13 protein-coding genes are annotated in these 15,044 nt (G+C 47.1%); 8 read left to right on the top strand and 5 right to left on the bottom strand.

What is annotated here, in order from left to right; translation table 11 throughout:
* Position 1 precedes the first annotated feature (1 nt).
* Positions 2–943 carry a helix-turn-helix transcriptional regulator gene (locus tag BC343_RS07930; RefSeq protein WP_078347220.1) on the bottom strand — a complete coding sequence of 314 codons (942 nt, stop codon included), beginning with the start codon at positions 941–943 and terminating at the stop codon, positions 2–4.
* 53 nt (positions 944–996) lie between these two features.
* Here BC343_RS07930 and BC343_RS07925 point away from each other — a divergent pair, with 53 nt between their 5' ends.
* From BC343_RS07925 to BC343_RS07915, 3 genes are all read left to right on the top strand, one after another.
* The gene (locus tag BC343_RS07925) at positions 997–1,239 is read left to right on the top strand and encodes a putative signal transducing protein (RefSeq protein ID WP_078347219.1); all 243 of its coding nucleotides are present in this window, start codon (positions 997–999) and stop codon (positions 1,237–1,239) included.
* A gap of 231 nt (positions 1,240–1,470) precedes the next feature.
* Complete coding sequence (locus BC343_RS07920; protein WP_078347218.1) at positions 1,471–2,511, top strand: N(4)-(beta-N-acetylglucosaminyl)-L-asparaginase; 1,041 nt, start codon at positions 1,471–1,473, stop codon at positions 2,509–2,511.
* A 229-nt stretch (positions 2,512–2,740) separates the two neighbouring features.
* Positions 2,741–3,514 carry a copper homeostasis protein CutC gene (locus BC343_RS07915; protein ID WP_238381727.1) on the top strand — a complete coding sequence of 258 codons (774 nt, stop codon included), beginning with the start codon at positions 2,741–2,743 and terminating at the stop codon, positions 3,512–3,514.
* A gap of 153 nt (positions 3,515–3,667) precedes the next feature.
* Here the strand turns inward: BC343_RS07915 and BC343_RS07910 are convergent, their stop codons facing one another.
* On the bottom strand, positions 3,668–6,484 hold the full coding sequence (locus tag BC343_RS07910; protein WP_078347217.1) for a TolB family protein: 2,817 nt from the start codon (positions 6,482–6,484) through the stop codon (positions 3,668–3,670).
* A 332-nt stretch (positions 6,485–6,816) separates the two neighbouring features.
* Between BC343_RS07910 and hscA the strand changes: the two genes are divergently transcribed.
* The 4 genes from hscA to BC343_RS07885 all read left to right on the top strand — a co-directional run bounded on the left by hscA (position 6,817) and on the right by BC343_RS07885 (position 11,981).
* A complete protein-coding gene (gene hscA, locus BC343_RS07900; protein ID WP_078347215.1) occupies positions 6,817–8,673 on the top strand; it encodes a Fe-S protein assembly chaperone HscA in 1,857 nt (618 codons plus the stop codon).
* A 332-nt stretch (positions 8,674–9,005) separates the two neighbouring features.
* Entirely contained in the window at positions 9,006–9,980 is a 975-nt protein-coding gene (locus BC343_RS07895; protein ID WP_202909747.1) for a hypothetical protein, read from the top strand.
* A 346-nt stretch (positions 9,981–10,326) separates the two neighbouring features.
* Positions 10,327–10,896 (top strand): Crp/Fnr family transcriptional regulator, encoded by a 570-nt coding sequence (locus BC343_RS07890; RefSeq protein WP_078347214.1) that lies wholly within the window; start codon positions 10,327–10,329, stop codon positions 10,894–10,896.
* A gap of 53 nt (positions 10,897–10,949) precedes the next feature.
* The gene (locus tag BC343_RS07885) at positions 10,950–11,981 is read left to right on the top strand and encodes an alpha/beta hydrolase family protein (protein ID WP_078347213.1); all 1,032 of its coding nucleotides are present in this window, start codon (positions 10,950–10,952) and stop codon (positions 11,979–11,981) included.
* A gap of 203 nt (positions 11,982–12,184) precedes the next feature.
* Here BC343_RS07885 and BC343_RS07880 read toward each other — a convergent pair whose 3' ends face one another.
* Entirely contained in the window at positions 12,185–12,472 is a 288-nt protein-coding gene (locus BC343_RS07880) for a hypothetical protein (RefSeq protein ID WP_078347212.1), read from the bottom strand.
* Positions 12,473–12,667: 195 nt separating this feature from the next.
* On the opposite strand from BC343_RS07880, the gene BC343_RS07875 reads away from it, so the two are divergent.
* Positions 12,668–13,798, top strand: a complete 1,131-nt coding sequence (locus BC343_RS07875) for a tetratricopeptide repeat protein (protein WP_078347211.1) — start codon at positions 12,668–12,670, stop codon at positions 13,796–13,798.
* Positions 13,799–13,883: 85 nt separating this feature from the next.
* Here BC343_RS07875 and BC343_RS07870 read toward each other — a convergent pair whose 3' ends face one another.
* Together BC343_RS07870 and BC343_RS07865 are read right to left on the bottom strand one after the other, a co-directional pair.
* Positions 13,884–14,468 carry a riboflavin synthase gene (locus BC343_RS07870; RefSeq protein WP_078347210.1) on the bottom strand — a complete coding sequence of 195 codons (585 nt, stop codon included), beginning with the start codon at positions 14,466–14,468 and terminating at the stop codon, positions 13,884–13,886.
* Between the two features lie 75 nt (positions 14,469–14,543).
* The gene (locus tag BC343_RS07865) at positions 14,544–15,041 is read right to left on the bottom strand and encodes an SRPBCC family protein (protein ID WP_078347209.1); all 498 of its coding nucleotides are present in this window, start codon (positions 15,039–15,041) and stop codon (positions 14,544–14,546) included.
* Between the last annotated feature and the right edge of the window lie 3 nt (positions 15,042–15,044).

The raw sequence follows: 15,044 nt of genomic DNA, 5'->3' as shown, positions 1-15,044 counted from the left end.
TTCAATTCCGCCCCGCTATTTCGCTGGCGAGTTCCCTTATCCTGTCTTTTACAAACTGCGGGCTTACTATTTCGGCCTGGTCGCCGTACATCATAAACCAGCGGACGAAGCCTTCTACCGATATGGTGAGGAAGGTCATCTCTACCTGCCCCTCCAGTTGCACTTCTGATACAAAACCATTGTAGTACCGCTGTTCGGTTAGGTAAACTGCAGCCTTATTATCCACGCGCATTACAATGGTTTCCAGCTTGTGCTCGTAGGCCATTTTGGCTATGTACTCCTTTAATGTGGGGTGTTTACCTTCGAATGTATCGCCGGTTTCAGTCAGGCTGCGTATGCGGTCAATGCGGAAATCGCGGTAATCCTGCCGCATACGGCAATAGGCTATCAGGTGCCAGTAGTTATCTAAATAAAATATACCTACGGGCTCAATATCCCGCTTGGTCTTGGTCTGGCTGTAGCCGGCAAAGTAATCTATATTCAGCACCTTTTTATGGGCAATGCCGTTCAGGATAGCTTGTAAGTGCCCATCGGTTGCCACGGGACGCTGGCTGCGGCTTTTAAGTACTTCTATACTGTTATCAATACTTTCAAGCAGGTCCTTCTCTGCCGATTTGAGGATAGCCCGCACCTTATACATGGCCGATTTGTGCTGCGCTGCCGTAGAGGCGTCCGTCATTTTCTCTACAAATTTTTCGGCTGTTAAAAAGGCGGTGGCTTCTTCGCGGGTGAACATTATGGGCGGCAAGCGGTAGCCATCTACCAGTGAATACCCTACGCCGGCCTCACCTATTACGGGTATGCCGGCTTCCTCCAGCGAGCGTACATCGCGGTACACAGTGCGCAGGCTAATACCGAACCGCTCGGCAATATCGCTGGCCTTTACCACCCTGCGCGATTGCAGTTGGATAAGGATAGCGGAGATACGGTCGATACGGTTCATGCTTCAAAATAAATGAAATTAAACTAATTTGGCCTAAAACCAGTTTAATAATTATGATCGAACCAATCAACGATAAGATAATCACTTTCGAACAATACTACGACCCTATGCTGGCGCACATCATCCGTACGCGGTTAGAAGATGCGGGCATCCCCTGCTTTATTGCCGACGAAAACACCTTAGTGGCACAGCCCTTTTACAACCAGGCCATAGGCGGCATCAAACTGAAAATATTCGAACGCGACCTGGAGCGCTGCCGCGAGGTATTGGCGGAGGATGGGGAATTAGAAGAATAATATCGAACACCCAATAACGAATATCGAATGATGAATGAAAAACATTCTGATGTTATAAAGGCCATTGGCGCGGATACACCTTCGATATTGGATATTCGAAATTCGTTATTCGATATTATTCATCCTTTTTCTTTAAAACACGACGGCTTAAGGGGGTGACAAATTGGTGACATCTGTATCAAAGCTATTACACAGCCCGGTATTAATTATCGTTTAATTTATATTAGCCACATGTTTACCCGTAGAAAATTCCTTAAAGCAGGCGCCGCAAGCGCATCGTTAGCAGCCTTCTCTAAATACAGCGTAGCTAAAACCGTTCAAAATACAACAGGCAGGGCCGAAGGCGGCAAATTGCCCATCGTAATATCTACCTGGGACTTTGGCGTGCCCGCAAACAAAGAGGCATGGAAGACCCTTGCAGCAGGCGGCCGCGCCGTTGATGCCGTAGAAGCAGGCGTAAAAATACCCGAGCAGGACATGAAGAACCATACCGTTGGCCGCGCCGGTTACCCCGACCGCGACGGTTTTGTTACCCTGGATGCCTGCATTATGGATGAGTTTGGCAATTGCGGCTCGGTAGCTGCTATGGAAGATATAGCCCACCCTATTTCGGTAGCGCGTTTGGTGATGGATAAAACCCCGCACGTAATGCTGGTTGGCGATGGCGCAAGCCAATTCGCCGTAGAGCAGGGCATTAAACGCGAAAAATTGCTTACCCCTGAATCGGAAAAGGCCTGGAAAAAATGGCTAAAGAAAGCCGAGTACTCGCCCCTGATAAACATAGAGAACGAACAACACCGCCCCGGCGGCAAATACAACCACGATACCATTGGTATGCTGGCCATTGATGCCAAAGGCAATATAAGCGGTGCCTGCACCACCAGCGGCATGGCCTTTAAAATGCATGGCCGCGTGGGCGACAGCCCAATTATAGGTGCCGGTTTATATGTTGACAACGAAGTTGGCGGCGCTACTTCTACCGGCGTGGGCGAAGAAGTGATACGCAACGTAGGCAGCTTTTTGGTGGTAGAACTGATGCGCCAGGGCATGTCGCCCGAAGATGCCTGTAAAGAGGCTGTTGCCCGTATTATTAAAAAGAAACCCGAAACTGCTAAGAAGATACAAGTGGGCTTTTTAGCCATTAACAAAAAAGGCGAATACGGTGCCTATGCCCTGCAGGAAGGCTTCTCATTCGCCGTATGCACTGCCGATAAGCAAGACCTGCTAATAGACGGCAAAAGCTTTTACAAAGACGAGAAGAAAGAGAAATAGTCGGAAGTCGGTTGGCCATAGTCTATAGTCCATGGACCATAGTCGATAGTTATAGTGGATAGCTCGAAATTAAATTGCTATGGACTATTGACCATCGACTATGGACTATAAAGATTAGCAGCATATTTTTATATTTGTCCTGCACACAGTTCTATCGGCAACCGCCACGAACTATTATCCATGAACTATTTTCATTGGTAGCTGCTCTATCCCCTAACCCGCAGCGACCATGAACCATGAACTATCATCTATGAACCAAACGGTTAGTTTAGAAGTTTGCTCTAATTCGGTAACATCAGCAGTTGCAGCACAAGAGGGCGGCGCAATAAGGGTTGAACTTTGCGAGAACTTGCCCGAAGGCGGCACCACCCCATCATTCGGGCAATTACTATTGGCCCGTAAACTTTTACATATACAAGTTTTTGTACTGATACGCCCACGCAGCGGCGATTTCCTTTATTCCGACCTTGAGTTTGAAGTAATAAAAGCCGACGTACGCAATTGCATAGAGGCTGGTGCCGATGGTATTGTAATAGGTATACTAAATGCCGATGGCACTATTGATAAACCGCGTTGCAAAGAACTGGTTGATATGGCCAAGGCATATGGCTTAGGCGTTACCTTTCACCGAGCTTTTGATATGTGCAAGGATATTTACCAATCATTGGAGGATGTGATCGAGTTAGGCTGCGACCGTATACTAACCTCGGGTGGCAAAAGCACCGCTATGGAAGGCGCAAGCGTACTGAACCATTTGGTAGAGAAAGCCGCCGGCCGCATAGCCATTATGCCGGGCAGCGGTGTAAATGCCCATAACGTTGCCGACCTGGTGCGCTTTACCGGCGTTACCGAAGTACATAGTTCGGCACGTACCAGCGTAAAAAGCAAAATGGAGTATCACAACGATCATATCCTGCTCAACAATAACTTAACCGACGAAGACACACTGTATTTTACCGATGCAGAAGTGGTAAAGGGTATTATCGCAGCGGCAAATAGTTAAATTACTTACTGCTCATAATCGTCATCCTGAACTTGGTTCAGGAACCCATCATACAAGCCACAATGCAAGGCGGCTTTGCATGAACACGACCTGCCATGTGGGGTGCCGAAATAAATTCGGCATGACGTTTCCTATCCTTACAGATAAGTCCTTCTAAAATATACTCACCGGCAGCACCAATTCTATCCTGTTTCTGCCGTTCCCGCCGAACAGGTCATCATCCAGCAGGTGGCTGTAGCGTATACCGAATGATATTGCTGCCTGGTTAAATATCTTTCCGTCGAAAAATAACGCCGCCCCTGCCGAGCGGAAGTTGGCGTTGAAGGGTTTGCCATTCAGCAGAAAGCTGCCATCGGTAGCGTGGGTATGATCGTAAAAGAGGTAGCCGCGTACGCGCAGCAGGTAGGCCAGGTTAGCAAAGCCGGCATCAGGGTAGGCAATTGGGAAATGGTAGCTGGCACCAAACTTTTGCATCTTATCCAGGCTTTCGGCGGTAAAACCTTTAGAGAAAGGGAAATCGTTAGAGAAACCTATGCTGTTATCCTTCCCCTTTTGTTGGAATGCCCCGCTGATAACCAAACTATGGTTGATGCCAAGGCCGGGAAAATAGAACGAACCATTGGCCAAAAATTGGGTGGCACTTAATCCAGCTATAGCGGTTTTATAGTTCAGGTAAATAGCTTGCGCCAGGCGCGGGTTTATTTGTTGCTTGGCCTGCTGTATCTCGTTACTGAAGCTGATATAATTATTGAGGTAAGTGTAATGGCTATCCTCGAAACGGCTGCGAAAAGCCTGCTGAAAACGACGCTGACTGTAGTAAACGTCGCTCCCGGCAGACAGGAACGTAATAGTTTTGCCACCGGTGAAGTTTAGCGGTATCTCGAACCCGCCGTGCAGGTCGGTTTCATTAAAGTAGATGCTTTCGCCTTTATAAAAGCCTTTACGGTCGAACGTGTAGTTGGCACCTGCCGAAAGGTACGGGAATAGTGCGCCATAAATACCGGTGTAGCCTATGCGTTTGTAGCCTTCGTCGCGGTTGTAGTTAAATGCCACGCGCGACTGGAAGGTATTCAGCACGTTCTCCCCCGCCAGTTCCAGCGAATAGTTAGGGTCGTTAATGTTAGGGAAAATACTATGGAAGTTGAACAGCCCGTGTGCTTTGCTGTATTTAGTTACCGGCAGAGCTGTATTGGGAGCCAATGGCAATAAGTTAGTGGCTGAGTCTTTCTCCAATTTATCAATGCCCATATTAGTTAACGGCTCAGCTTCGCGTAAAGGCGTTTCGTTAATATCATTTTCCGACAAAGTACCTTTACGGATAGTATATCCGTAGGGCGTAAAGCCGACCCAGGCCATTTTAGAGCCAAAAACAGCGGGCTGATAAGCGCCTATTTCCGGGCTCATATTCTCGTCGCTCGTATCCTTTAAATAAACCTTACCGCTTTTTAAGGATAGGATAAACAGCTTATCGTAAGCACCGGTGGTTTTGCTGAACACCACACGGCCATCAGCCACGGTAATAAACCCTATAGGCTCGAAACTAAATGGCGTAAAGTATTTAACCGCCCCGCTTTTTGTATCAACCGATGCCAACGCCATCTCCCCTTTCCCGTTCCGTACGGCAGATACAATCTTATCTTCAGCATAAAATTTAGGATAGGTGTAGAAAAGTTTTTCGGTGTTAGGTATTGCCGACAATAGCTTACCTGTTTCGGCATCTAATAAATGCAGCGCACTTTTGCCGGAAGGCTCTACGTCAACAGCTACAATGGTTTTACCATCACCGCTAAAAGCGGGCGAAAAATATTTGGTTTTACGGGTAATACGCTGCTCCCTGCCGGTGTTTATATCCAATACTACCAGCTCACTGTAGATGCGGTAGCCCCAACGCAGGTCAGGGCGATAAGCGGCATAAACAACCTTACCGTCATGATAGGTAAAATAGTTATCCATATTTATGGATTGTGCGGCTATGGTGCGTTCTTTCCCCTGGCTGCTTAGCACAAACTCGGGGATATGGTTATACCTTGTTTTTAAATAGATCAGTGTGCTATCGTTTACAAAGGCAGGGTATTCCTGGTCGGCTACAAAATGCTTGGGTGCATTGTCGTTAACGATGTCATCATTAGCGAACTGTTTCTTAAAATGATCGAACGCACCATCCCTGAATGACCTGTAATTCTTCCCCGAGTATTTTTTAATAGCTGTTTGGAAAGGATAAAAACCCGTTTTATACGATGCTGCATCGTGCGTTACCTTCCCCCAAAAATCGCTGCCATATTTTTCGCGCCCGTACGCAACCATCATATAGCCTAACGGATAATGGTTAGGTATGTAATCTACATACGAGCCGTTGCGCAGCTTCATCCAGCTATAATTTTTGTTGGCAGCCCAAAGCGCCCGGAAGCCGTTATAAAAATACGGCAGCCGCCCCCTGCCCTGTTGGCTCACCAGGGTTTCGTTGTAAACGGCATCACCTTCGAAGAACCAGTTAGGGATAGAAAGATCATTACCCAGTGCTTGACCGCCTTCGCCAAAAACTACCCGTAAAGCATGCGACAAGCCAACATTGAAGTTATTGTATTGCTGCACGTGCCTGAACTCGTGTATGGCCAATTGCCCCGGCCAGTACAAGCTACCCAGTTCGAAACTATTTTGCGAGGGCGTTAAATAAAACTCACTGCGAAATGGTGCTAAACCTACATAAGCGTTAGATATAGTAGTTTGGTTTTGCAGTACAATGCTTATCTGCTTCTGCCTGTACCCAAGGCTGGGCTTTATTTTAGGCGTAATGTATTGGATGATATTGGCCACCCGTTGCGCTGCCGAATCCATTCCCTGCGGATAGATCACCTTAGTTTCGGGTGTGTTCACCTGCTTCCATTTGATGGAGGGCGGGTTGCCCCCAAATTGCTGTGCCTTTGCGGCAGTGGCGGTAATAAGTAGCAGTGGCAGCAGCAGTTTTTTCATTGGGGTTGAAAGTAGGAAAATTTGTGTGATTTGGAGTTTGGGAATGGCTTTTTTTGAGAAAGCAAGCCCCATTGTCATTGCGAGGAGCGACGGGCAGCCGGGTGGGCGGAGCGACGTGGCAATCTCAGATGCATGGGCACAACATCAATTGCCAAACATGATGGCTTGTCCTATGAGATTGCCACGGCTCGCATTCCGCGCGATGCCCTCGCAGAAGCCTCGCAAAGACATAATTTGCAAGGATTCCGAAATCGAACATCCGAATTCCGAAATCCAAATGACATTTCCTCCCTCAAAACTAAGTACATTTGCCCCTTGTTATTGCATATACCATGGCTAAAGTTTCCATCAACCTGGCAACAGGCTCTATCCAGAAAGAAGATATTATTGTAGGCATCGACCTGGGCACCACCAATTCGCTGGTTGCCTTTATCGATCCTGATAAAAACCCGAAAGTAATAAACGATACCGGCAAAGGCGTATTGGTACCCAGCGTGGTACATTTTGGCCAAACCGGCGATATTAAGGTGGGCAACGAAGCCAAAGAGTTTTTAATAACCGATCCTCAGAATACCGTTTTCTCGGTAAAGCGCCTGTTAGGCCGCTCGTATGCAGATGTAAAGAACTATCAAAACTTCTTCTCGTACAAAATAATAGATGATGATACCGAGAGCCTGGTAAAAATAAAGGTGGGCGATAAGTTCTACACCCCTATCGAGCTATCGGGCATGATACTGAAGGAACTGAAAGACCGTGCCGAACACGCGCTAAAAACGCCCGTGAACCGTGCGGTAATTACCGTGCCCGCCTACTTTAACGATTCGCAGCGCCAGGCCACGCGCGATGCGGGTAAGCTTGCCGGCTTGGATGTACTGCGCATTGTGAACGAACCCACCGCAGCCAGCCTTGCTTACGGTATTGGCCTCGACCCGGAAGAAACCAAAACCGTTGCCGTGTACGACCTTGGCGGCGGCACATTTGATGTTTCGATACTGCAGATACAGAACGGCATTTTCGAGGTACTATCAACTAATGGCGATACTTTTTTAGGCGGCGACGACTTCGACCGCGCCATTGCCGATTACTGGATAGAGAAAAACAACATCGACAAAGAGGAACTGGCCAACAACCGCGAACTCACCCAGCAATTACGACTGAAGGCCGAAGAAGCTAAAAAAGCTTTTGCGCATCAAAGCCTTTTCAACGAGCAAATAGGCGATATATGGTGCACTATCGACCGCAATACTTTCGAAGAACTTATCCTCCCGAAAGTACAACAAACCATTACCGCTTGCCAAAATGCCTTAAAGGATGCTAAACTAACCGTTGCCGATATTGAAGAAGTGATAATGGTTGGCGGCAGTACCCGTACAGCGTTGGTGAAAAAGATGGTGGCAGATTTTTTCGGCCGCCCGGTGCACGATGATGTTAACCCTGACGAAGTAGTTGCCCTCGGCGCAGCCATACAGGCCGACGTACTGGCAGGCAACCGAAGCGATATTTTATTGTTGGATGTTACGCCGTTATCCTTAGGTATCGAAACTATGGGCGGGCTGATGGACACTATTATCCCCCGTAACAGTAAGATACCAACCAAGGCCGGCAGGCAATACACCACCAGCAAAGACGGCCAGGTGAACATGAAGATAGCCGTTTACCAGGGCGAGCGCGACCTGATCAAAGAGAACCGCAAACTGGCCGAATTTGAATTGAAAGGCATCCCCGCCATGCCGGCTGGTTTCCCTAAGGTGGATATAAACTTCATCCTGAATGCAGACGGTATTTTAAAAGTGCAGGCTATTGAACTGCGCAGCGACGTAAAACAGGAGGTAGAAGTAAAACCCGCCTACGGCATAAACGACGACTTGGTTGAAAAAATGCTGATAGATAGCATTACCAACGCTAAAGACGACGTAGCCGCCCGCATGCTGATAGAAGCCAAAACCGAGGGCGAACAAATGGTTTACACCGTAGAGCGCTTTTTAGAAAAGAACGGTCAACTGCTATCAGCCGAAGAAGTTGAACAAACCAAATTGCATGTAACCAACCTGCAGGTGGCTTTAGGTACCGAGGACAAGGACCAGATACACGCCAAGATAGACGAGCTAAATAACTTCACCCGCCCCTTTGCCGAGCGCGTAATGGATATTGCCATTGGTACCGCTATGCGGGGGAAGAGCGTGGATTAAGATTCAAAACACGCCTACATAGCGATGGGTTTGAAACCCATCGCTATGACAGTAATATCACAAACACGTCATGCCGAATTTATTTCGGCACCCCACACGGCAGGTAGCGGTAATGCTAAGCAGCTTTGCATTGTGGCTTGTATAATGGGGTCCTGAAACAAGTTCAGGATGACAATTATGAAATATTATTAATAGCGATGGGTTTAACACCCATCGCTATTTTGCTTTTAAACCCTACTAAGATTTGACAAATTTTAAAAGTTGTCAATTCTATTTCGGCACTTAAGAACCTAAAGCTATCTTGCGCGTTAATACCATCTAAAATAACGCACTTGAAAAACATCTTCTGCACCCTACTGCTCCTCATCGCTTTTAAAGCAAGCTCCTTCGCACAAACCACTCCGCAGGACACCACCGCCAAACCCGCTGCTATCGATACCGCTAAATATGATTCGCTGATGAACCGTATGGCCAATGGCGATAAACGCTGGCCGGTTAAAAAGGCGCCTTATCCCCTGCCCGGTGCTATTTTGCCGTTCAACCGCATAGTGGCTTACTACGGCAATATGTACAGCAAAAACATGGGTGCATTAGGCCAGTACGAACCCGTGGAGATGCGCCGCAGGTTAATGGCCGAAGTGAAAGTTTGGGAAGCTGCAGATACACTAACACCCGTTGTCCCGGCCCTGCATTATATATGCGTAACCGCGCAGGCCGATGCCGGTGCAGGCGGCCGCTATAACCTGCGCATGCCTTTTAGCCAGATAGATAAGGTTATTGAGATGGCAAAGCCTATTAATGCTTTGGTTTTTTTAGATATACAGGTAGGCTACAGCACCGTACAAACCGAACTCCCGCTGCTGGAAAAATATTTAAAAATGCCCAACGTGCACTTCGGCATCGACCCGGAATTTTCAATGAAGGAAGGCAGCGTGCCTGGCAAACGCATAGGTACCTTTGATGCTACGGATATTAACTACGTTACCGATTACCTGAGCAAGCTTTGCATTAAATACAACCTGCCGCCAAAAGTTTTTGTGGTACACCGCTTTACTAAGCGCATGGTTACCAATTACCAGGATATAAAACTGCGCAATAACGTACAATTTGTAATGGACATGGACGGCTGGGGCCCGCCGGAACTGAAACGCGGCACTTACAAATACTTTGTACAGGGCGAACCCGTACAATTCACCGGTTTTAAGCTATTCTATAAAAACGACATCAAGAACGCGCCGAACCGTATGCTTACACCAAAAGAGGTTTTGAGTTTGAAACCGATGCCGGTATATATACAGTATCAGTAAGCGGTTCTTCCCATTTGTCATCCTTGAGCGTAGCGAAGGATCTATTAGCCACAATGCAATAACCGCCTTGCATGTCGGCGATTAGATGCTTCGTCCCTCAGCATAACAACATTTTTTAATTTGTCATCCTTGAGCGCAGCGAAGGATCTAATAGCCACAATGTAATAACCGCCTTGCATATCGGCGATTAGATGCTTCGTCCCTCAGCATGACAACCTTTTTAATTTGTCATCCTGAGCGCGAGCGAAGGATCTGATAGCCACAAAGCAATAGCCGCTTTGCATGTTGGCGAATAGATGCTTCGTCCCTCAGCATGACAAGGGGATTTGTTATCTTGCCCTCATCAATGTACACCCAGCTCAAACAATATCTTTCCCGCAATATGGTTGCCGATGAAGCTGCACTGGATGAGTTTTGCCAAAAATTCAGGCTGAAGAAGACCGGGCGGAACGAGATATTATTACAGGCAGGCGATGTATGCCCTTACATTTATTTTGTAAACTCGGGCTGCCTGCGGGTGTATATGATGGATGTGAACGGTAAAGAGTCTACCCGATTCCTGATCACCGAGGGGCGTTTCGGTACGGCATTCCCCAGTTTTACTTTACAGGAGCCTTCATTGGCCTATATTCAAAGCATCGAACCTACCGAGGCGCTGTACATTAACCATCACGATTTCCGTGAACTGTTAGATACCATCCCCGGTTGGGAACGCGTGTACCTCATCAGCCTCGAACGCGACTACATTGCCTCCATCAAACGCATCGAAAGCCTCATCACCATGGATGCCACCCAACGTTACCGGCACCTGATGGATACCAACCCCGAAATAATCCGGCGGCTGCCCAATAAAATCATAGCCGACTACCTGGGCATCTCGCAGGAAACCCTAAGCCGCCTGAAATCGAAAAAGTAAATTATTTGACATTTGTCAAATTTCAAGCGGCGGTTAATGCCTTGTTTTGCTGTATGAAAAGCATTGTAAAACACATCATAATTGTAGCGGCGGCGGCACTGCCATTGATAGCCGGCGCGCAAGCCACCAAAATAGGCCAGCGTACTATTAAGTATAACGATACCGCCCGGCAACGCCCGCTGGTTACCGAAGTTTGGTACCCCACAACCGATAGCCGCGAACCTTTTGTGATACCCCACTACCCTTTTGTGCATACCTCAACCGTTCGGGATGCTAAGCTACCCGAAGGTAAACATCCGCTCATCATGCTATCGCACGGCACAGGTGGCGGCCGTATTACTTTAGAGTGGTTGGCAGATGCGCTGGTGCAGAAAGGCTTTATTGTAGCCTCGGTAGATCATTGGGGCAACACTTACGATAATAAAATAGCCATCAACTTTATAACCCCATGGCAACGCCCGCAGGATATCAGCTTTGTACTTACCGGTTTGCTGAACGATAAAGAATGGGGTAAAGCCATTGATGCCAACCGAATCGGCGCTGCAGGTTTCTCCATAGGCGGCTACACGGTAATTGCCCTTGCAGGCGGTAAAATGGACTTTAATGCTTTAAAAGCCTTTAGCAATACCCCGGAAGGCATTAAAGAAACCACCATCCCCGAGTTCCCGAACCTTTTAGAACAGGTAGACGAAAAAGCAGCAGACCAATCATTCCGTAACAGTCCCGACCTTAAGGATAAGCGCATAAAAGCTTTCTTTGCCATTTGCCCGGCCATAGGGCAGGCATTTAAAAGCAAAGCGCAGTTGGTACGTATAACAGCGCCACTGTATATAGTTGGTTCGCAAAGCGACAGTATTGCCCCTATCAAAACCAATGCGGTCTATTACCACAAATTCATACCCAAAAGCAAACTGCTCATCATCCCCGGTAAAACAGGGCATTACGTTTTCCTGAACGAAGCGACAGAAGAAACCAAAGCAGCCGGCGAGGTATATTTTAACGATAATGCAAGCGTAAACCGCAAAGCTGTACATCAGCAAGTGGGCAATGTGGCTGCGAAGTTTTTTGAGACGGCTTTGAAATAAAAAACAACTAACGTCATGCTGTAACTTGTTTCAGCACCCCATCATACAAGCCACAACGTAAAGCCGCTTTGCATGAACGCTACCTGCCGAGTGGGGTACTGAACCAAGTTCAGCATGACGAGACAATAAAATAGCCCCATCGCTGGGGCCATTTTAGTATTTAAAAAAGTTCCCCCTTCAGGGGGTTAGGGGGCGTAGCTCAATTAATTAGCTAACGCTTCCTGCTCTTTTAATGCAGCTATATTGTTTTTATTGCTGTACTCGTCGGTTTGTTTTGCAAAATCTTCCAGTATGGCAGCAATGGTGTCCAGGTTATCGGCCACACGCTGGTGCATATCGGGCAGGTCTTTTTCCAGGCGTTTATCGCCCAAATCAATGTTATCTACCTCTATTTTTGCTATTTTTTGGATGATGGCCTGCTGGCTGTTTTTCAGGTCTTCCAGCTCGTGTACTATTTTCTCCATCAATCCAAATTTCTTCAACTTATCCATAATTTGTGTTTTTAGTAAATGTACCTAACTACATTCAAGCACCGTGCCAAACAATCATCTCCCCTATTTTCCCAATCGGTGAAATCAGACCTAATCGGTGGAATCGTTGATAAAAATCAATGGAATCGGTGCCCTAAAATCGGTGAGATCCAAAAAATAATTGGAAGTTTGATTTATAACTAATAATTTAGTTATATGAAATACATCCTGCCTATATTACTGTTAAGCATTGTGCTAAACACATCTTTTGCCCAAACCAAAGCTGATGATGCCCGGCTATTAGACTATTACCAAAATCAACGCTTTGCAGATGCAGCCGACTATCTGAAAACCGTTTACACGGAACCTATATCAGATATCAAGGCACTGTCGCAACTGGCCTACACTACCAATATGGCCGGTCGCCTGCCCGAAGCTGAGGGCTATTATCAGCGCATTTATGTGCTCGATTCTACCCGCACGGCCGTACTGTTTAGCCTGGGAAGCATCAACCTGCGCCGTGGTAATTCGGCAAAAGCCGAGATGTATTATAAACGCATTGTAGCTAAAGACACCACCAATTTTATGGTTTACAAACAACTGGCGCAGATAAGTAAAGACAATGCCGACTTCGGCTCGCAGATAGCTTACCTGCAGCGCGCTAATAAACTAAACGCTGCCGAACCCGATGTAGCAGCCGACCTGGCCAACCGCTATATCGATATAAAACTACTGCCACAGGCCGAGAAAGTACTCACTAAAGCCATAGCCGCCGACCCGGAAAACATAGTACTGTTGCAAAGCCTGATGAAATTGTTTTATGCGCAAAAGAAATGGCCCGAAACCATTGATGCCTGCCTAACACTGCTGCATAAGGGAAACGAATCTACGCTTACACGTACCAACCTTGGCGTTGCCTATTACAATACCAAAAACTACACCTGCGGCGCCGAAACCTTTGCCGATATCCCCCCGCTCATGCAAAACGAATATACCTATTATTATGCGGCCATGTGTTTTAAAGCCTTGAAAGATAACAAGCAGGCTATAGCGTTATTGGAGAAAGCGATTAAGGATGGTATATCAGAAAGCATAGCCTCCTACTACGGCGAAATCGCTGATAGCAACGAGAAACTAACCCGCTATAAAAAGGCCGTGGCGGCCTACCAAAAAGGGATGCAGTTTGATGCCAGCCCTATGCTGTATTATTCGCTGGCCAGCTTGTATGAAGTGCATTTGAAGGATAAGAAAACGGCGGTAAAGTATTACAGGAAATATTTGGCGGCAAAGCCTTCTGCCGGGGAGAAACAATATATAGCGTATGCAAAGGCACGGGTAAGCGAATAAGATTTTCTAACCGTAGAGACGCGATACTGCGCGTCTCCCGTTTGCAAATCAAAGAGACGCGAAGTATCGCGTCTCTACGGCTAATTTATCTGTTCATCAGCCTCGCCACATACTTACCTATAATATCAAACTCCAGGTTCACTACACTGCCTTCGCGTACGTTATGCAGGTTGGTATGTTCGTAAGTGTAAGGGATAATGGCAACCGAAAAATAATTTGGCCCTGAATTTACCACCGTAAGGCTGATACCGTTCACGCAGATCGAACCTTTCTCTACCGTTACATTACCGATGGATGAGTCGTACTGAAAAGTGTATTCCCAGCTACCATCCAGTTCGGTATATTTGGTGCAGATGGCAGTTTGGTCTACATGGCCCTGAACGATGTGCCCATCAAGCCGGGCATTCATTTGCATACAGCGCTCCAGGTTAACAGGTTCGCCAACTTTGAGGTGGCCGAGGCTGGTTTTATTTAGTGTTTCTTCAATGGCCGTAACGGTATGCGTGGTATCGGTAAGCCCAACCACGGTTAAGCAAACGCCGTTATGCGCTACCGATTGGTCTATTTTCAATTCGTTGGTAATGGCAGATTCTACAGTGATGTGCAAATTACCATGCTCGGCACGCAGATCGGTTATCTTGCCTAAAGTTTCTATAATACCTGTAAACATGGCGCAAAATTAGTGTTTTTGAAGATGGAATTTGATAAGGTGATTGTCACAGGCGAGGCATAAAATATCACTGTATTACTTAAAACAAGTCATCAACTCCACCCTTTTATTACGCAGGTCCTTACCACCCTCCATTACCGATTTTAGGTTGGTGAGGTAGAATGTCCACCCTATTTGGCATTGCACCAGCAGGTTCTTTTCGGGGTCGGTTTCTTCGGGGATATCCTCTTGGGTAAGGTCGATGATGGTGAGCCCATTCCGCGTGCTGAATGCTACCGTTACCACGCTTTTGCCAGTGAAGGTGAATTTGATAAGATCTTTACCGTTCGCTTCCAGCACTACGCCTTTTTCGGTAACGTTATTATCGTAACCATGCCAGTACCAGGTGTAGGTATCATCCTTGCCTATCTGCTCGTCACCATCGCGATGGCGCATGGGTAGGGTATAAAAATCGGCTTTGCGTAAAAACCATTTCTCCAGCCCGGCGGGTGTTGCCCAGGCCATATAAAGGCTGCGCAGGTCTACGTTGTAGTCGCCGCAAAGCTTAAATTGTTTCCACCTGTTATCTTCCATAAT

This window comes from Mucilaginibacter pedocola (assembly GCF_002013915.1).
Lineage (GTDB): Bacteria > Bacteroidota > Bacteroidia > Sphingobacteriales > Sphingobacteriaceae > Mucilaginibacter > Mucilaginibacter pedocola.
The sequence above is the reverse complement of the archived record's forward strand: the minus strand, read 5'-3'. Positions and strand labels throughout refer to the sequence as shown.

Coding starts and splice junctions, on each gene's coding strand:
- BC343_RS07915 (WP_238381727.1), top strand. CDS start 2,741: ATGAACCATGAACTATCATCTATGAACCAAACGGTTAGTTTAGAAGTT.
- BC343_RS07925 (WP_078347219.1), top strand. CDS start 997: ATGATCGAACCAATCAACGATAAGATAATCACTTTCGAACAATACTAC.
- BC343_RS07910 (WP_078347217.1), bottom strand. CDS start 6,484: ATGAAAAAACTGCTGCTGCCACTGCTACTTATTACCGCCACTGCCGCA.
- hscA (WP_078347215.1), top strand. CDS start 6,817: ATGGCTAAAGTTTCCATCAACCTGGCAACAGGCTCTATCCAGAAAGAA.
- BC343_RS07890 (WP_078347214.1), top strand. CDS start 10,327: ATGTACACCCAGCTCAAACAATATCTTTCCCGCAATATGGTTGCCGAT.
- BC343_RS07885 (WP_078347213.1), top strand. CDS start 10,950: ATGAAAAGCATTGTAAAACACATCATAATTGTAGCGGCGGCGGCACTG.
- BC343_RS07875 (WP_078347211.1), top strand. CDS start 12,668: ATGAAATACATCCTGCCTATATTACTGTTAAGCATTGTGCTAAACACA.
- BC343_RS07870 (WP_078347210.1), bottom strand. CDS start 14,468: ATGTTTACAGGTATTATAGAAACTTTAGGCAAGATAACCGATCTGCGT.
- BC343_RS07865 (WP_078347209.1), bottom strand. CDS start 15,041: ATGGAAGATAACAGGTGGAAACAATTTAAGCTTTGCGGCGACTACAAC.
- BC343_RS07930 (WP_078347220.1), bottom strand. CDS start 943: ATGAACCGTATCGACCGTATCTCCGCTATCCTTATCCAACTGCAATCG.
- BC343_RS07880 (WP_078347212.1), bottom strand. CDS start 12,472: ATGGATAAGTTGAAGAAATTTGGATTGATGGAGAAAATAGTACACGAG.
- BC343_RS07920 (WP_078347218.1), top strand. CDS start 1,471: ATGTTTACCCGTAGAAAATTCCTTAAAGCAGGCGCCGCAAGCGCATCG.